An 18,201-nucleotide genomic window follows, 5' to 3' on the forward strand; every position below is an offset into this window, starting at 1 on the left:
CGACCGATGACAAATCAGTATGCGTGGTTACGCCGTTTGCCGATGTTGCTCGGCATCGGTTTGAGCGTGGCGATTGTCTGGGGCGTGTGGTGGTTGGCGAAGCACTACGAGAAGCCGCCTCAGGCCAAGAAGCAGGTGCAGCAAATCGCGATGATCCAGCCGCCACCGCCCCCGCCGCCAACGCCGGACCAACCGCCGCCGCCGGAAGAGATCAAGGTGGAAAAAATCGAAGAACCGGAACCCGCGCCAGAGCCGGAACCTTCGCCCGAGAAGGACGAAGCACCGCCGGCGGAGGCGCTCGGTTTGGATGCCGACGGCTCGGCCGGCGGCGACGCTTTCGGCTTGCAAGCTCGCAAGGGCGGCCGCTCTCTGCTGGGCGGCGGGGGCGGCAACGCGGTGATTTGGTACGGCGGCCAAGTCCAGCGCCGAATCGAAGACGGCTTGCAAAACTTGCTGGCCGACACGCCGGCCGCCAGTGCGGCCTTTAGCGTGATTCTGGATATCTGGGTCGGCGCCGACGGCGGCATTAGCCGTAGCGAACTGGCGTCAGGCAGCGGCAATGCCGAGGTTGATCGTGCTCTGCGCGCGGCGTTGCCGAAGTTGCGGGCCAGCGTTGGCCGTCCGCCGCCGGAAACGATGCCGCAACCGATCCGGATTCGGCTGAATTCCAGGGTTTAGCCGTGGCTAACCCGGTGCTCGGCGCTGGCCCAAGCCGACTAACTTAAAAACCTTTGAATAGCGAAAACACCACGATGAATACCGCGATCAAACCCCTGGTTCTACTGTTGATTGGCGGCGCGACGACGGCCGCCCAGGCCGCCGCGCCCGGCGACGAAGTCATCCCGGTCAAGAAATCCACGTTGGTGAATTTGGTGGACCTGCTGGTGCAGCGGGGCGTCTTGAAACCCGACGAGGGCCAGGGTTTGGTGCGGGCGGCCGAACAGGAAGCCGCCGAAACCCAAGCCGCGCAAGTCAAAAGCAATGAAGCCAAAGCGGCGACCTCGACCGCGGAAGATGCCGGGGAGCCGGGTAATTCGGCTCCCAAAACCGGCAAAACCAAGCACGTCGGCTACGTACCGGAATTCGTCAAAAAGGAGATCCGCGACCAGGTACGGGCCGAGTTGAAGGCCGAGGTGTTGCAGGACGTCAAACAAGACGCCAAAACCGAAGGTTGGGGCATCCCCGCCGCGCTGCCGGAATGGGTGGCGGCGATTCATCCCAGCTTCGATATGCGGGTGCGTTTTGCCGACGAGTTTTACGGCAAGGAAAATGCCGGGGGGATCGCGAATGCCGGTCTGGATGCCGCCGGCAATTTTTTCGGCCCTTACAACTGGTTGGCGATCAACCGGCTCGCCAACAGTCCGCAAGGCGGCTTGCAGCGGCAGGTTTCTCAAAACCCTAATGAGGCCATCGTCAACAACCAAATCGATCGTTTGCGGCTGCGGGAACGTTTCCGTTTGGGTTTCGAAGCCAATTTGAGCGACGGCTTGAAAGCCGGCGTCCGCTTTGCGACCAGCAATCTGAACAACCCGGTCTCCAACGACCAGACCTTGGGCAACACCGGCCAGTCCTACCAGTTCGCGATCGACCGCGCCTATCTGCGATACGACTACCTGGACGAGCGAAACACTTCATGGTTCAGCCTGTACGCCGGGCGCATCATCAATCCCTTCCTGTCCACCGATGTGGTGTTCGACCCGGATTTGAGCTTCGAAGGCGTGGCCGGTAGTGTACGTTTGCCGTTCAATCGCGGTACCAGCAAATTGGCCGGCTATAAAGCGCCAAATCCGACCGCCCGCTTCGGCATCAACCAAGGTCAGCAAACCCCGGACAGTTTGTTCTTGACGCTGGGCGTGTTTCCGTTGCAAGACATCGACGTGTCGGTTAACGACAAATGGCTGTACGCCGGTCAGGTCGGCGCCGACTGGCTGGTGTGGCATGATTCCCGGCTGAATCTGGCGGCATCGTATTACGAATTCCAGAACGTCAACGCCCGCCGCAACCCGATCGGCAGCCACGTCTACGATTGGACCGCGCCGCAGTTCGTCCAGAAAGGCAACTCGATGGTGGCGATTACCGACGATCAGACCTTGAACGGTGTGTGCGACGATACGGTCGGTTGTTTATTCGGCCTGGCCTCGCGGTTTAAGGTGTTCAATGCCACCGCGATGTTCGACTACGCCGGCTTCGACCCGGTTCATGTATTGCTGACCGCCGATTACGCCAAAAACCTGGGCTACAACCAGCAAAAAATCCTGACCGAATTCGCCAACGGCATCGTTAACTACACCGACAGCCGGCCGCGCACCACCGCTTATCAGATTCGCGCCGATATCGGCCAAGTCGAGGTTCGCCATTTCGGCGACTGGAGTGTCAATTTGGCTTACCGCTACGTGCAGCGCGACGCGGTGTTGGACGCCTTCACCGACTCGATTTTCCATCTGGGCGGTACCAATGCCAAGGGCTGGGTGATCGGCACCCAATACGGTCTGTCCAAATACGCCTGGCTCAATCTGCGCTGGCTTAGCACCGATGCGATCGACGGCCCCAAATACAGCATCGACACTGTCAACGTCGATCTGAACGCACGGTTTTAGGGGATGGCGATGCGTTGGATTGGTTTATCAGGTTTAACGGTGTTGGTGTTGTTGGCCGGCCTCGAAACCGGTCGGGCCGAACCCAAGCCGGCACCCGTCGGCGACAGTGCGATCAAGAAAGCCCAGGGTATCATCCGCCAGCTCAGCCAGGAAAAATCCGCGCTGGAGGCGGAAAAAACCGCATGGCTGGCCGACAAGGCAACTTTGGAGGGCAAACTCAAATTACTCGAAAATCAGGCCAGATTGCTGCCGGCACTGCAGGACCAGGTGGAACGCTACAAAGCCGGCTTGGACAGCGTGCGCGGTAGCCTGGAAAATCAGTTGGTCCAACAGCGTCAGCGCGAACAGGCCTTGCTGCAAAAGCATAACGACATGGTTTTGCAGGCCCGCGCCATCCGCGAAGATAACACGGTGTTGGTGCAAGCGGTGCAAGAACGCGAGCGATGGATTAGCCAATGCGGCGAATTGAACCGTCAGCTGCGCGAGGTCGGCCGGGACATCGTGCAACACAGTGGCGATAAAAGTCTGTTCGAACAACTGGCCGAGCTGGAACCGATCACCGGGATTGCCCAAGTGCAAAACGAGGCCCAGGCCGAAACCTATCGCTATCGCTTGCGGCAATTGAAAGTCACGCCGTTCGAAGCCGTAGTGCCGGTACAATCCGACGGTACGCCCGCCGCCGCGGCGGCAATGCCGGCCGAACCGGCGTCGACCGGGGTACCTGGCGCCGGTGCGGTAGAGCCGGTTGATAACGCGGAATCGCCGGATGCCGGCCAAGCGGCGCGGGCGGCCGATGACACCGCGAGTCACGGCCGGGGGGCTGGCCGATGAGCCGCATCGCGCCTTTTGCCGTTGCGCTCGGGCTAAGCCTGGCCGTCACGACGGTTCAAGCGCAAACTGCGGCAGCCGCGCCAACCGGTGCCGGCGCCACGGGTGCCGATCGCGCCGCCAATGCCGAGACGGTCGCCGCCGAATGGGCGGGCGAGCAGAAACCCCGATTCGACGTTTTCGATTATCAAATCGACGGCAACACGCTGCTAGACGACGAAACCCTGGAAAAAGCCGTTTATCCCTTCCTCGGTCCGGATAAGAGCGTCGACGAGGTCGAACGGGCCCGCGCGGCGCTGGAGCAAGCCTACCGTCAGGCCGGCTATCCGACCGTGGTCGTGTCGATTCCGGAGCAGGACGTGGCGGGCGACAGCGTGCGCCTACAAGTACTGGAAGGCAGCATCGAAACCGTCTACATCAGCGGTTCGCGTTATTACGCGCTGGGCAAGATCCGCGAAGGCTTGCCGGCGCTGGCCGAGGGTCAAGTCCCGCACATGCCGCGACTACAGGAGCAAATGAACACGCTGGCCAAGCAATCGGCCGACCGCAACGTCACGCCGGTGTTCCGGGCCGGTGCGACGCCGGGCAAAATGGAAGTGGAACTGAAGGTCAAGGACGAATTACCGCTGCATGGCAGCGTCGAAATGAACAGCCGCAACTCCGAGCGCACCAGCTATTCCCGGCTGCTGGGCTCGCTACGCTACGACAACCTGTGGCAGGCTTTTCATAGCGCTTCCTTGCAATATCAGGTCTCGCCGCAAGTCAGCGAAGAAGTCGAAGTCTGGTCGGGCACCTACGTGCTGCCGACCGGTTGGGCCGACACCCGTTTGGCGCTATACGGCATAGGCATCAGCTCCAACACCCAACTCGGCGTCAATATCGGCGGCTTGTCGGTGGTCGGTACCGGCTCGATCTACGGCGCGCGGCTGGTCAAGCCGCTGGCGGGCTCTTCCGAAAGTATTTTTCACAATCTGACCTTCGGCTTCGACTATAAAAGTTTCGGTCAGCAGATTGCCAGCTTCACCGAGAATACGCCGATCAGCTATGCAGGGTTCATGGCCGGCTACGACGGAACGCGGCGCGGCGACGGCTACGCCAGTAGTCTGAACCTGGCCGGTCATTTCAGTTTTCGCGGCTTGGGTAATGATGCCGCCGAATTCGAGCGCAAACGGGCCGGGGCCACCCCTAACTATTTCTACCTGACTGGCGACGTGAAACACCAGCAGCTACTGCCCTGGGATTTTCGCTTGCAAGCCAGGGCCAGCGGCCAGGCCAGCATCGGAAAACTGATCAGTAACGAGCAATTCGCGGCCGGCGGCCCGCTCAGCGTGCGCGGTTATCATCAGACCCAGGTTCTGGCGGACCATGGCGTCAATCTGTCTCTGGAGCTTTACAGCCCGCACTTGCTGCCTGCCGACTGGGACGCCGCGCAAAATCTGCGCTTGCTGGGTTTTATCGACTGGGCCAGATTGTGGACAGACGCGCCGATCGCGCCGACTCCGGCGGTCGAACAACTCGCTTCGGCCGGTTTGGGCCTGCGTATGCAATGGTTCAAGCGCCTGCTCGGCGAACTGGATTGGAGCTATCCCTTTCACGGCCAAAGCAGTGTTTCCGCCGGCCAACAGCGCGTGGATTTTCGGTTGGTTTACGAATTTTAGGGCTGCAACTCAAACGGCTTTCGTAGCGATTGCCGATAGCCGGAAGGCTAACGGAGTTCAACGGATTGCGGAGGCAAGACAACCTTTAGTGATGACAGCCAACAAGTCGGATCGGTGTTTATAAATCCCATCCCGTTCGTCGGTTCTCAAGAAGCTGAAACCGTGATAGAGAAAAAGCGCGCGGATAACTTCATCAGAGCCGGGCGATCAATTAAGCACCTTCACGAAGAAACCGAAACGACCTTCGACAAGGCTTTCCCGAGCGAGGCGGAAGGACTCGGGACAAACGGTCGAGACTAAACTGAACGGCAATGGGTGCTGGGCAAGGAAGGCCGTTCGAACCAGGGGCGCTGGTAACGCGTGTCGCGGTAACGCTCATTGCGGTGCAAAAAGCCGGCTTGCGATTGATTTTGGTGCGGCTTTTCGGCGGGCGGCGCGGGGAGGATCGGTGTGAAGGCTGGTAGCGTGGGACATGCAAGGGTTGGCACCGGATTTGCTAAATTAAAATCGTAACTCCTGGCTGTTCCTCCTGTCCTCTCCCGTGGGACTCACACCCTCCGCTTCTGACCGGGCCGAGGGTATTTTTTTGCGCCGAGTGCGGCCTTGGGTTTTGGAGGGGCTCAGTCGCTCAGCAGCGGCATGGTGCCTTGAAACTGCCGACGGGCTTGCGCGGTGAGTTTGGCAAGCCGCTCGCCGTCCAATTTCAGGCGCGACCAAGCCACGCCGTTGACTTGCAATTGGCGCGCCTCGCACACCTCGTCATCTTGGAGCGTTTCGGCCAGCAGATTGGCGGTATAGATGACATCGGCCATCGTCTTGCCGCCGCCGGGTAGATAATGGGTATGGTGCAGCGCGATCGCGTGTTGAATATCCACCGGAAAATTCCAACGTTTGGCAACTTCGCTGCCCAGCAGGGTATGGTCGAAACCGAAGGTTTCCCGTTCCAGTTGCAGCGGCGACAAGCCGCTTTCTTCGCTGAGTTCGCCTAATCGGGCGACGTCGTGCGGAAAACAGCTCCACATTACCAATTTGCCGATGTCGTGCAGTAGGCCGGCGGTGAACGCGGCGTCAGGGTTTAGGCCTGTGCCGCCCGCCAACAGCTTCGCGCACACCGCGGCGGCGACATTGTGCCGCCAGAATGCCCGCCAGTCGAAATACTTTTCCATGCCGGTAAAGACGTTGATCAGGCCGGCGGTCAAGACCAAACCGCGCACGTTGGTGAACCCGAGCATGGCGATGGCTTCGCTGATCGAGCCGATCTGCCCGGATACCCCGTAAAACGGTGAGTTGGCGACCCGCATCAAGCGAGCCACTAGCGCCTGGTCGTGGGCGATTTTATTGGCCAGCGTGGCGATATTGACGTTTTCGTCGCCGAAGTTTTCCAGTAATTCTACGACCAATCCAGGCAGCGACGGCAGCTGCCGAATGCTGTCCAGAACTTTGTCGAGATTGCCGGCGTATTGGGATCTTTCAGTCATTGTCTCGGGTTTTCCTGACCGGATTCCGGCCAAAGCATCAGGATGCGTCCGCGCGAAACGCTGTCGGCTCCCATGGTTCGACAAAGCGCCCATGCGGATAGGCCGCCGGTCAGCACGATGCGCCGCTCGCGGCCGTCGGGATCGGCCAGTACCGCCAGCGCGGCGGCCGGCAGGCGCAGGGAGGCCTCGCAGCTCAGCAACGGTATGCCGTCGTCGCTGGCCAGCAAGCGGTTGGCCTGGCGATTGGCCATTACGATCAAACCGTCGTCGTCGATGCCGATCACCGCGGTCGGCAAATGTTCCAGGATTTCCCTGGACACTTGCAGCATGTTGATGCCCCGGCCGAGTTCCCGGGTTTTTTCGGCGATGCGCCGCTCCAAGTCCCGATTGATGGCCGACAGCTCGGCGTTGGCTTGTTCCAAGGCCCGGCCCAGCGCGGCATTCTCCAGCGTCAATTCGTAGCGTTGAAAAGCTTCGCGCACCGCGTCGCGCAGATGCTCCTCGCGCCAGGGTTTGTTCAAGAATTTATAGATGGCACCCTGATTGATCGCGTCGGTCACGGTCTGGATGTCGTTGAACCCGGACAGAATGATGCGAGCCGTGGCCGGGTAAAGATCCTTGACCTTGCGGAAAAATTCGACGCCGCTCATGCCCGGCATGCGCTGGCCGGACACGATGACGCCGACTCGCTGCCTGGCCAGTATCTCCAGTGCCTCGCCGCCGCCGGTCGCGGTCATAATCCGGTAGCCGTCGCCGTCGAGTTGACGCACCAAGGCTTCGACGACCTTGGTTTCGTCGTCGACCACCAGTAGACGGCGCTCCTCGCTGTCGCCGCCGCCGCGCCGGGCGGCCAATCGATCGAAACGCCGGTAAAAGTCGATGAATTCATCGGCCGGTAACGGTTTGCCCAGAAAATAGCCTTGCACTTCGTTGCAACGGTGATTGGCTAGAAAATTCAATTGGCCTTCGGTTTCTACGCCTTCGGCTATGACCCGCAGGCGCAATTCGTGCGCCATGCTGATGATAGAGCGGACCAGCGCGGCGACGTTGGGGTCGCTGGTCAGCTCGCGGGTAAAGGATTGGTCGATCTTGACCGTCGTGACCGGAAAACGGCTCAGATAACTCAGCGACGAATAGCCGGTGCCGAAGTCGTCGACGGCCAAGCAGATGCCCATCGCCCGTAGCGCTCGCAACGTACCTATCGACTCCTCGACGTTGCGCATCAACAGGCTTTCGGTCAGCTCCAGTTCCAATAATCTGGGGTCCAGACCGGTTTCCCGCAGTACCGCCTCGATGCAATCGGCCATGCTGTGTTCGGTGAATTGTACCGGCGACAGATTGATGGCCATTCTTAACGGGGGCAGGCCGGCCGCGCGCCAGGCGCCGACCTGGCGGCAACCGGTTTCCAGCACCCACCGTCCCAACGGCACGATCAATGCGGTTTCCTCGGCGATCTTGATGAATTCGGCCGGCGAGATCCAACCCAGCGTCGGATGCCGCCAACGCGCCAAGGCTTCGACGCCGATGATGCGGCCGCTATCCAGATCGATCTGCGGTTGATAATGCAGAGCCAGCTGGCGGTGCTCCAAGGCCAAGCGCAATTCGTTTTCCAGATGCAGCCGGTGGGCGTTGGCGGCATTCATTTCGTCGGAAAAATACAGATACCGGTTCTTGCCTTGTTCCTTGGCGCGGTACATCGCGGTGTCGGCGCGTTTCAGCAACACCACCGCGTCGGCGCCGTCTTTCGGAAAGGCGCAAACGCCGATACTGACCGTCAAAAACAAGGTGTGACCGTCGATGTAAAACGGCGCCGCCAGCAAATCGAGAATTTTCTGAGCGATGCAATGAATGTCTTCGAACTTGCCTATTCCGGTGGCGAGAATCACGAATTCGTCGCCGCCCAGTCTGGCCACGGTGTCGGCTTCGCGGATACCGCTGTCCAGTCGCACCGATGCCGCCACCAATAATTTATCGCCGATTTCGTGGCCCAAACTGTCGTTGATCAGTTTGAATCGATCGAAGTCTATCGACAGTACCGCTAGCCAGTGCTCGCTACGCCCGGCCAGCGCGATGGCTTGGCCGATACGGTCCAGCATCAGGTTGCGGTTGGGTAGGCCGGTCAATTCGTCGCGACTTGCCGCTTGCGTTGCCACAGCCGCGCGCTCGGCGGCGTAGATCAGCATCGTGCCATGCAAGGCGGCCGGCCGGTCCGACTCGGCCGCGGCGGTGCTCAGTTGCAGTCGCGCGGGCATTTGCGCGCCGTCCGCGCGGGCGACTCGACACTCGGTCCCGCTCGGCGAGAGCTGTGTCAATAAGTGCCGGTCTTCGGGGATGACCACGGTTTGCCAGAAATACGGAATTCGCCGCCAATGTTCGGCGGGGTAACCCAGTCGTTCGGTCTGGTCTGAGACGTAACGGCACAAGCCGGTCCGCGGATCGGCTTCCCACGCGATAGTCCAGATTCGTTGCAACAACTGATAACTTTCCGGATCGGCGATCATGGTACCTTGAGTAGCGGAAGCGGAACGAACAAGCGGTTAGATGTCATTTCAGTGAGAGTGGGTGCGGACCGGTCGACTTGGCGGACGAAACGCGGCGCAAACCTCCAAAAGGTAGTCGAAATCCGGGATTTGCCAATGGCGCGAACTTCCGACCGCGCCCTCGTCTAATGCCGTATTGACGTCGACGCGGGTCGCCGACGCCGGAATTCCGCAAAATGCCGGAGCCGCTGGCGCGCGTTGGGATAAGCTCCCCGCGCGCGGCAAGGCGCCCGGACATTGTCCCAATCAAATTCAGGATAGTTTCCAGTATGACGCATTGGCTTTATTTGGCCGTATCCATTCTGACCGAAGTCGCGGCGAGCTCGCTGCTCAAGTACAGCGACGGTTTTTCCAAGCCGTGGCCGTCGTTGGCCATCGCGATCGGCTACGGTCTGTCGTTTTATTGCTTTTCGGTGGCGCTACGCACGATCCCAATCAGCATAGGCTATGCGGTTTGGGCCGGGCTTGGCATTGTCGGCATCGGCTTGATCGACGTTGCCCTGTTCGGCCAGAAGCTGGACGGACCGGCACTGGCCGGTATCGGCTTGGTGGTGGCCGGTGTCGTGACGCTGAGTCTGTTTTCCAATTCGGTCGGGCATTAAGGATTTAGCGCTCAAACGGCTGGCCGGCCGGATCTCACGCTAGCGCGTCAGCCGCGATCAGAGGCTCGCCGGCCGTGCCTTAAGCCCGCGCCGGGCGATCTTACTCTTTTCGCGGCACGTAGCCGTTCGGCACTTGGAAACCGCCGGCAAACAGGAATTTTTCCCGTTCGACCTCCAGGACCTTCTTGGCGTAGGGATCGAAACTGGATAAGCGCTGCTCGTTAATGATCATAGTCTGCATCGCCAGCCAGTCTTTCCAGGCTTGTTTGGAAACCTGTTCGAAAATACGTTGGCCCTTGGGGCCGGGAAACGGTGGCGAGTCTAGGCCCTCCGCTTCCACACCCAGTTTTACGCATTGAACCATTCTTGTCATAGTGAACCTCGCTCTCGTTAGGTGGTCACAGCTGCTCCGAAACGTGCCGGAAGCCGTGAGTATTCCGGCCAGCGTTATACCAAAGCACGGGTTCCGCTTCCATCACATTGTTGATAGGGTTATTGGAGACGATGCCAACTTCGCCGATCGTAACCTCGGATCGCGGCGGTGCGGTTTTACCGTTCCGTTTTGCCGGATCGACAATGTATGAAAGAATCGGCGACGGTACCAACCCAGGCCCGATTCGGCAATCCGCCGGATCGGGCCTCCACTTCATATAGATCACGGACATGACGACCTTTTGCTTTCGCGGCACTGTTTTCCTCGCCGCTTGGATGTTTTTTGCCGGCTGCGGTAGCGACGTGCCGGCCACCGAATCGACACCCGCCACCAACCCCGCCCTGAGTGTGACGACGATACAACCCGCCGGTCGGGATATTCCGCTGACGCTGGCCGCCAACGGTTCGATCGCCGCGTGGCAGGAGGCGATCATCGGCGCCGAGGTCGGCGATCTGCGGCTGGCCGAAGTCCGCGCCCAGGTCGGCGACGCAGTGCGCAAGGGTCAGGTGCTGGCGCTACTGGATGCCGAAACCGTGCAGGCGGATCTTGCCCAAGCCAAGGCCATATTGGCCGAGACCAAGGCCAGCCTGGAAGAGGCCAGACTCAACGCCGACCGCACCCGCCATTCCACCTCGTCGTTGGCGCTTAGCGCCCAACAAGTCGCCCAATATCTGACGGGCGAAAAGACCGCTCAGGCCAAGGTCGAATCGGCTCAGGCCCAAGTGGACGCACAGTTGTTGCGCCTCAAGCATACCCAAGTGGTCGCCAGCGACGATGGCGTGATTTCGGCGCGCAACGCGACCTTGGGCGCGGTGGCTTCGGCCGGCCAGGAATTATTTCGCTTGATTCGGCAGAGCCGCCTGGAATGGCGCGCCGAAGTCACCGCCGCCGAAATCGCCAAATTGCGGCCGGGACTGGAAGTGACGGTCGAGGTGCCCAATGTCGGCCGGACGCCCGGCAAAGTCCGTCAGTTGGCGCCAACTCTGGACCCGCAAAGCCGCAACGGTCTGGTCTACGTTGACCTGCCGGATGCCGTCCGCCAAGGCCTGCGAGCCGGTATGTTCGCCAGGGGCGAATTTGCCCTGGGCGCCAGTCCCGCGCTGATCGTGCCGCAAACCGCGGTGTCCTTGCGCGAAGGTTTCAGCTACGTGTTCAAGCTCGGCGAGCGCCAGGGAGACCTGGCCAAGGTGGCCCTGGTCAAGGTTCAACTCGGCCGGCGCAGCGGCGACGATCTGGAAGTACTGGCCGGCATCAGCGCCGGCGACCAGCTGGTGGCCGGCGGCGTGTCCTTCCTGGCCGACGGCGATCTGGTGCGGGTGGTGGCGAAATGAACGTCTCCGCTTGGTGCATCCGCAACCCGATTCCGGCCCTGATGCTGTTCGTGCTGCTGGGTTTCGGCGGTTTACAAGGCTTCAATGCGATGAAAGTCCAGAACTTTCCCGATCTGGACTTGCCGACCGTGACCTTGACCGCCAATCTGCCCGGCGCGTCGCCGGCCCAATTGGAAACCGACGTGGCCCGCAAGCTGGAAAACTCGCTGGCCACGCTGCAAGGTCTTAAGCACCTCTACACCAAGATCTACGACGGCAACGTGGTGATCAACGCCGAATTTCGCCTGGAAAAACCGGTGCAGGAAGCGGTGGACGATGTGCGCTCGGCGGTCTCCAAGGTGCGCGCCGATTTGCCGGCCGACTTGCGCGAGCCGGTCGTTACCAAATTGGATCTGGCCGGCGCGCCGATACTGGCGCTGACCGTGTCCTCCGACAAACGCGACGACGAAGCGCTGTCCTGGTTCGTCGAGGATACCGTCGCCAAGCGACTGCTGGCGGTGCGCGGCGTCGGCGCGGTGACCCGAGTCGGCGGCGTCAGCCGGGAAATCGGCATCGCGTTGGACCCGGTCAAACTACAGGCGCTGGGCGTCAGCGCCGCCGACATTTCCCGGCAACTGCGCCAGGTGCAGCAGGAAAGCGCCGGCGGCCGCACCGATCTTGGCAGCGGCGAGCAGCCCTTGCGCACGCTGGCGAAAGTCGCGTCGGTCGAGGAATTACGGCCGCTGCAACTGGCCTTGCCCGACGGCCGCCGCATCCGGCTGGATCAAGTCGCCGACCTGAACGATTCGGTTGCCGAACCGCGCGCGCTGGCCTTGCTGGACGGCCGGCCGGTGGTCGGTTTCGAGGTTACCCGCAGCCGAGGCGCCAGCGAGGTCGAAGTCGGTGCCGGCGTGCAACGGGCGCTGGCGGACTTGAAACTAAGCTATCCGGACGTGCAATTCACCGAAGCCTTCAATTTTGTCGAGCCGGTCGCCGAGGAATTTCAAGGCTCGATGACGATGATCTACGAAGGCGCGCTGCTGGCGGTCATCGTGGTCTGGCTGTTTTTGCGAGACTGGCGCGCCACCTTCGTCTCGGCGGTGGCCTTGCCGCTATCGGTGATCCCGTCGTTTCTGGGCATGTATTTGCTGGGTTTTTCGTTGAACGTGATTACCTTGCTGGCGCTGTCGCTGGTGATCGGCATTCTGGTCGACGACGCGATCGTCGAAGTCGAAAACATCGTCCGTCACCAGCGCATGGGCAAGACGCCCTATCAAGCGGCGCTGGAAGCGGCCGACGAAATAGGCCTGGCCGTCGTCGCCACCACGTTCGCGTTGGTGGCGGTGTTTCTGCCGACCGCGTTTATGAGCGGGGTGCCAGGGCGTTTTTTCAAACAATTCGGCTGGACCGCCGCGCTGGCCATCATCGCCTCGCTGATTGTGGCCCGGATGTTGACGCCGATGATGTCGGCTTATCTGTTGAAGGATCGCGAACACGTCGCGGCGCCCGAAGGTTGGCTGATGCGGACTTACATGAACATGGCGGCCTGGTGCTTGCGCCACCGCATTGTGACGATGGCCGGCGCGCTGGCGTTTTTCATCGGCTCGCTGATGTTGATTCCGCTGTTGCCGACCGGCTTCATCCCGGCCGACGACAATCCGCAAACCCAGGTCTTCGTCGAGCTGTCGCCCGGCGCGACGCTGGCGCAAACCCGCGCCTCGGCCGAACAGGCCCGGCAATTGGTGGCGGCGGTGCCTTACGTCAAAAGCGTCTACACCACGATAGGCGCCGGCGCGGCCGGTAGCGACCCGATGGTAATGAGCATGGGTACCAGCGAGGTGCGCAAGGCGACGCTAACCGTCACTCTGGCTGCCCGCCGCGACCGGCCGGTGCGCAAGCAAACGATAGAAAACGACATTCGGATCGCGTTGCAACGTTTGCCCGGCGTGCGTACCAAGGTCGGCTTGGGCGCGTCCGGCGAAAAATACGTGCTGGTGTTGAGTGGCGACGATCCGCAGGCCTTGAGCAAGGCCGCCGGCGAAGTCGAGCGCGACTTGCGCACGATACCCGGCCTGGGCAGCATCGCCTCCAGCGCGGCCTTGATCCGCCCGGAAATCGCGGTGCGTCCCGACTTCGCCCGCGCCGCCGATCTGGGCGTCACCACCGCCGCGTTGGCTGAAACCCTGCGCATCGCGACGATAGGCGACTACGACTGGTCGCTGCCCAAACTCAACCTGAGCCAACGGCAAGTGCCGATCGTCGTCAAACTGGCGAGTGCCGGCCGTCAGGATTTGGCGGTGCTGGAACGTTTGACGGTGCCGTCCAACAAGCCCAACGTTGGCTCGGTGCTGGTCGGCCAGGTCGCCAAGCTGGAGCTGTCCAGCGGCCCGGCCTTGATCGACCGCTACGACCGCGCCCGCAACGTCAATTTCGAAATCGAACTCAACGGCCAACCGCTCGGCGACGTCGCCAATGCCGCGCATCAGTTGCCCAGCATCCGCCACCTGCCGGCCGGTGTGCGCTTGCTCAGCATCGGCGATGCCGAAATGATGGAGGAGTTGTTCGGCAGTTTCGGTTCGGCGATGTTGACCGGCGTGTTGTGCATCTTCGTGGTGTTGGTATTGCTGTTTAAGGACTTCATCCAACCCATCACGATTTTGACCGCGCTGCCGCTGTCGTTCGGCGGTGGCTTCGTCGCTTTGCTAATCGCCGGCAAGGCTTTTTCGATGCCGTCGCTGATCGGCCTGGTGATGCTGATGGGCATCGCCACCAAAAACTCCATTCTGCTGGTGGAATACGCCATCGTCGCTCGCCGCGAGCATGGCCTGAACCGCGGCGAAGCGCTGCTGGACGCCTGCCGCAAGCGGGCTAGGCCCATCGTGATGACCACGATCGCGATGGGCGCCGGCATGCTGCCGATCGCGTTGGGCATGGGTGCCGCCGACGCCTCGTTTCGCAGTCCGATGGCGATCGCGGTGATCGGCGGCTTGGTCACGTCGACGCTGCTCAGCCTATTGGTGATTCCGGTGGCCTATTGCTATCTGGACGATTTGAAAATGAGCTTGGCGCGCGGCTACGCTCGGTGGTTGAGCTGGTTGAATCGGCGGGCGGCGCAAGCCTGATCGCGTATCCGTTGGCCGCCGGCGCCTAAAGGAGGCGCGGACCGGGGGAAATAACCGCGCCGTCCGATTCGGGCAGTTGCGCCAACAGCTGTTTGATCGGTGTCGGCAAACCCAGGGCGGCCCAGGCTTCCGGAGCTTGCCAGGCAAAAGTCGCGGGGTCGGCGATCGCGGCGACTTCCGCCAAGCTGGCCAATAACGGCGTGTACTCCAGGTGATAATGCGAAAAGGTATGGCGGCGTTGCGCTAAGGCCGCGACGGCCGCCAAACGATAGCCGCGTTCGCGACACCACGCCTCGGCGCTCGGCCGATCCGGAAACTCCGGCAAACTCCACAAGCCGCCCCAGATACCGGTTGGCGGACGCTTTTCCAGCAAGATCGCACCGTCGCGCGCGGTCAACAGCAGCATATAACATTGTTTGACCGGCAAAGCCTTACGCGGTTTGGCTGCCGGCAATTGCCGAACCAGTCCCCGATGTTTGGCCTCGCATCCGGCCTGGACCGGGCAAATCTCGCACAGCGGCTTGGCGCGGGTACACAACGTCGAGCCCAAATCCATCATCGCCTGGGTATAGTCGGCGGTTCGGTGTTTCGGCGTGTAGGTCTCCGCGAGCTGCCAGAGTTGGGCCGCGACCCTGGTCTCGCCCGGCCAGCCATGGATCGCGTGAAAGCGCGTCAATACCCGTTTGACGTTGCCGTCCAATATCGGTTGGCTTTGCCCGCCGGCAATGCTGAGTATCGCGCCGGCCGTCGAGCGGCCGATGCCGGGCAAGGCGCTCAGCGCTTCGACGGTTTGCGGAAACTCGCCGCCGTTCGCCGCGACCAGGCGCGCGGTCTTGTGCAGATTGCGGGCACGGGCGTAATAACCCAGTCCGGCCCAATGCTGCAACACATCGTCCAGTTCCGCGTCCGCCAAATGCCGAATGGTCGGGAATCGGTCCATGAAGCGCTGGAAATAGCCGATCACGCTGGCTACTTGAGTCTGCTGCAACATGATCTCCGACACCCAAACCCGGTAGGGATTGATGTCTTGTTGCCAAGGTAAATCCCTGCGGCCATGTAGGTCGAACCATGCGAAGAGTTGTTGTTGGAAGTGGGCGGGTGACACGGAAGGAATATTGAAGCGGCTCGGTGAAATGGGATGACGATCCCACGGAAGGGTTCCTGAATCAAGCGTGATTATAGAGCTTGCTATTTGCGGTCGGCGGTTTATTCCACAACTACCGCCCGTCGAATTTTCACGACCTGATGTTTTCCTATGCCGGTCTGGGCAGTCCGCGTTCGGGATTGAACGAAAAGACCGGCGAGCGAGGCCGGAAACCGGGGCATATCGGGTTGGGCGTCCGGTTTTCGGCACTCGACGATGCTGGACCACGCGGGATTGGGCCGACCTACAACAGTCTGGCTAGATCCGCCGGCGGGACGCGGAAATGGGCGCTCCGACGGCGCAAAAAAATCAGATCAGCATGTAAACGCGGGCTGCGCTTATCTGCCTAAGGTTAGCCTGACGTCGGTTGTCGTGGCCCGTTACTCTCGGCGGATACGCTCGACTGCGGTAAATCCGTCGCGCGTTCGGTCATCGTGTCGTATCATCGGTCGCCAGTGACCCGTTTGCCCTTTCCGAGGAGCCGTTCTGATGAGTAAGAGCCATCCCGTCCCGATTTGCCGAAGCGATCAGTTAGCCGAGCTGGGTAAGTGGTGCTTTTCGGTGCTATACCGGGGAGCGCCCGAACCGGCCTTGGTGGTGCGTTTTAACGGCACGGTGTTCGGCTATTTGAATCATTGCGCCCATATGCCGAGGACGCTGGATTGCGAACGCGACGGCGTGTTCGATCCCACCGGCCGTTATCTGCAATGCTCGATGCACGGGATTTGTTACGATCCGGTGAGCGGACGATCGTTGAGCGAAATTTGTCTGGATAAGAGTCTGACGGCGATCAAGGTCGACGAGCAACAGGGTTGGATTTACCTGATCGACAAGCACGCCAGGCTGGAATCGACTGAGTCGTAAGGTTCGCTGCACCTAGCGCCATTCGATGACCGCGCTGGCTTCCTGGCGGGTTTTCGGGCGAGCCGGCGGGTTTTTCCGGTAACCGAAAGCCACCAGATAAGCGACGCTCCATTGTTCGAGGTCGATGCCGATCTCGGCGGCCAGAGCCTGTTCCAAACTGTTGCGCTCGAAGCCTTCGATCGGACAGGAGTCTATGCCGATTAGGGCTGCCGCCGTCATCATATTGGCCAGCGGAATATAGGTCTGCTTGCCGGCCCAGTCGTTGATGGCGCGTTCCGATTCCAGCAGCGCGAAGTCGTGCTTTTGAAATTTTTCCAGTACTTGGGTGCGGGTTTGGGCGGCGTCTTCCGGGTAATGCTGAACCTCGCGCATGAAACCTTGCACATAGTCGCTGTCGTAGCGCAGGTCTCGGCTTTTGCGGCACAGCGTCAAGATCAGGTGGCTGGCGGTCGGCAACTGTTTTTGACCGCCCCAGATGTGCGGACGCAGTTTCTCGCGCAATGCTGGGGTTTGAATCACCAGAAATTTCCAGGGCTCCAGGCCGAACGAACAAGGCGACAGCCTGGCGGTTTCCAGTATGAAGTCGAAGTCCGCGCCGGCGATTTTGCGTTCGGCATCGAATTCCTTGCAGGCGTGGCGGAAGTGGAAGGCTTCCAGAATCGCGGGTTTATTGATCGTCATCGCATCCTCGTGGCGAACGGTGGACTAAGGGTTTGCACGGAACCGAGGTTTGGACGGCGGCCTTGCCGGCATTGGCCGGCAAGGCCCATGGGCGAGGGTCGGCCCTCGGATTCCAGGCGTTTAATGCTAGAGGCTATCGCCCACTTCGCGGTGGTAAAACGGCCATTTCTTGACGTGCAAATACTTGCGGATCGGGGTTTTGATAACCGACACGCACAGCGCGATCGAAAACAAACACCAGACCGCGCAATACTCGTTCGGATCGTCGGTGGTGACGTCCGAAATCCACGGTCCGATCAAATAGTGAAAACCGACGAAACGCCAGGAACCATAAATGATGGGCAGATAAAACGCCGCCAAAATATAGGAAAACGCATGCAGGCCCCAGTTGAAGCCGAACAGCCACTCGACCGGATCGGACATCAACCCGTTCAACGGCATTTTCCACGCGATATGCCAGGCGCCCGACACCGAACAGGTCTGCGCGCCGCAGAAGCCTTCGACGCCCTCGACGCAGTTGCCGGCCCACGCGAACGGATACATTTTAATCAACATCGCCAGCGAGCTGATCGCGCACAGCGTATAGACGGTAGTCCTGATTTTGAGCTTGACGCTTTCCGGAATGAAATACATCGCCACCATATTCACGAAAAACGGCTGAAAGGCAATATGCACGTAGCCGAGCAGCGTCAGTATCTGATTGTTCGGGTTGTCGCATAGATTGATGTACACATAGGTTGCCGCCTGCAACAGTTCCATCAACGCGAAATAAGTCAACGGAATCCAAAGTTCCTTGGACTCGCCTTTGTACGCCACGTAAACGGCGGTGGTCAAACCGGCGGCGGCTAATACGCCCGACGCTTCTCCGCTCCAACACATTGAAAAGTACCCCCTTTCGTTATTTTAATTATGCGATTGCCATTCGGATGGCATAGGGAGCTAGT

At 60.6% G+C, this 18,201-nt stretch carries 14 protein-coding genes; 8 read left to right on the forward strand and 6 right to left on the reverse strand.

All coding sequences use genetic code 11. The features are described from left to right. The first annotated feature begins 6 nt into the window (after window positions 1–6). The 4 genes from ACQE3E_RS00480 (at window position 7) to ACQE3E_RS00495 (ending at window position 5,083) form a co-directional block, all read left to right on the forward strand. A complete protein-coding gene (locus ACQE3E_RS00480) occupies window positions 7–678 on the forward strand; it encodes an energy transducer TonB family protein (RefSeq protein ID WP_064026940.1) in 672 nt (223 codons plus the stop codon). A 74-nt stretch (window positions 679–752) separates the two neighbouring features. Next, the gene (locus tag ACQE3E_RS00485; protein WP_313729385.1) at window positions 753–2,597 is read left to right on the forward strand and encodes a putative porin; all 1,845 of its coding nucleotides are present in this window, start codon (window positions 753–755) and stop codon (window positions 2,595–2,597) included. Window positions 2,598–2,606: 9 nt separating this feature from the next. Beyond that, window positions 2,607–3,428 (forward strand): hypothetical protein, encoded by an 822-nt coding sequence (locus ACQE3E_RS00490; protein ID WP_313729384.1) that lies wholly within the window; start codon window positions 2,607–2,609, stop codon window positions 3,426–3,428. Then, the gene (locus ACQE3E_RS00495; protein ID WP_427501136.1) at window positions 3,425–5,083 is read left to right on the forward strand and encodes a ShlB/FhaC/HecB family hemolysin secretion/activation protein; all 1,659 of its coding nucleotides are present in this window, start codon (window positions 3,425–3,427) and stop codon (window positions 5,081–5,083) included. The genes ACQE3E_RS00490 and ACQE3E_RS00495 overlap by 4 nt, the downstream gene beginning before the upstream one ends. A gap of 620 nt (window positions 5,084–5,703) precedes the next feature. Here ACQE3E_RS00495 and ACQE3E_RS00500 read toward each other — a convergent pair. After that, window positions 5,704–6,561, reverse strand: a complete 858-nt coding sequence (locus tag ACQE3E_RS00500; RefSeq protein WP_071160047.1) for an HDOD domain-containing protein — start codon at window positions 6,559–6,561, stop codon at window positions 5,704–5,706. Continuing rightward, entirely contained in the window at window positions 6,558–9,062 is a 2,505-nt protein-coding gene (locus ACQE3E_RS00505) for an EAL domain-containing protein (protein WP_064026928.1), read from the reverse strand. The genes ACQE3E_RS00500 and ACQE3E_RS00505 overlap by 4 nt, the downstream gene beginning before the upstream one ends. 308 nt (window positions 9,063–9,370) lie before the next feature. Here ACQE3E_RS00505 and ACQE3E_RS00510 point away from each other — a divergent pair, with 308 nt between their 5' ends. Further along, the gene (locus ACQE3E_RS00510) at window positions 9,371–9,703 is read left to right on the forward strand and encodes a DMT family transporter (RefSeq protein ID WP_071160050.1); all 333 of its coding nucleotides are present in this window, start codon (window positions 9,371–9,373) and stop codon (window positions 9,701–9,703) included. A 100-nt stretch (window positions 9,704–9,803) separates the two neighbouring features. Here the strand turns inward: ACQE3E_RS00510 and ACQE3E_RS00515 are convergent, their stop codons facing one another. After that, window positions 9,804–10,076, reverse strand: a complete 273-nt coding sequence (locus ACQE3E_RS00515) for an oxidative damage protection protein (RefSeq protein ID WP_071160052.1) — start codon at window positions 10,074–10,076, stop codon at window positions 9,804–9,806. Window positions 10,077–10,366: 290 nt separating this feature from the next. Here ACQE3E_RS00515 and ACQE3E_RS00520 point away from each other — a divergent pair, with 290 nt between their 5' ends. Both ACQE3E_RS00520 and ACQE3E_RS00525 read left to right on the forward strand, forming a co-directional pair. Beyond that, window positions 10,367–11,467: an efflux RND transporter periplasmic adaptor subunit gene (locus ACQE3E_RS00520; protein ID WP_427501137.1), complete on the forward strand. Its 1,101-nt coding sequence runs from the start codon at window positions 10,367–10,369 to the stop codon at window positions 11,465–11,467. Beyond that, window positions 11,464–14,568: an efflux RND transporter permease subunit gene (locus ACQE3E_RS00525; protein ID WP_427501138.1), complete on the forward strand. Its 3,105-nt coding sequence runs from the start codon at window positions 11,464–11,466 to the stop codon at window positions 14,566–14,568. The genes ACQE3E_RS00520 and ACQE3E_RS00525 overlap by 4 nt, the downstream gene beginning before the upstream one ends. A 25-nt stretch (window positions 14,569–14,593) precedes the next feature. Here ACQE3E_RS00525 and mutY read toward each other — a convergent pair whose 3' ends face one another. Further along, window positions 14,594–15,673 carry an A/G-specific adenine glycosylase gene (gene mutY / locus ACQE3E_RS00530; RefSeq protein WP_427501139.1) on the reverse strand — a complete coding sequence of 360 codons (1,080 nt, stop codon included), beginning with the start codon at window positions 15,671–15,673 and terminating at the stop codon, window positions 14,594–14,596. A gap of 528 nt (window positions 15,674–16,201) precedes the next feature. Here mutY and ACQE3E_RS00535 point away from each other — a divergent pair. Then, on the forward strand, window positions 16,202–16,576 hold the full coding sequence (locus ACQE3E_RS00535; protein ID WP_313729378.1) for a Rieske (2Fe-2S) protein: 375 nt from the start codon (window positions 16,202–16,204) through the stop codon (window positions 16,574–16,576). Window positions 16,577–16,588: 12 nt separating this feature from the next. On the opposite strand, the gene ACQE3E_RS00540 is transcribed toward ACQE3E_RS00535, so the two are convergent. Together ACQE3E_RS00540 and ACQE3E_RS00545 are read right to left on the reverse strand one after the other, a co-directional pair. Further along, a complete protein-coding gene (locus tag ACQE3E_RS00540) occupies window positions 16,589–17,257 on the reverse strand; it encodes an NAD(P)H-dependent oxidoreductase (RefSeq protein WP_427501140.1) in 669 nt (222 codons plus the stop codon). Between the two features lie 126 nt (window positions 17,258–17,383). Continuing rightward, entirely contained in the window at window positions 17,384–18,136 is a 753-nt protein-coding gene (locus ACQE3E_RS00545; RefSeq protein ID WP_427501141.1) for a DUF5765 domain-containing protein, read from the reverse strand. Window positions 18,137–18,201: the final 65 nt, after the last annotated feature.

Source organism: Methylomonas sp. MED-D (assembly GCF_050276835.1).
GTDB classification, from domain to species: Bacteria; Pseudomonadota; Gammaproteobacteria; order Methylococcales; family Methylomonadaceae; genus Methylomonas; species Methylomonas koyamae_A.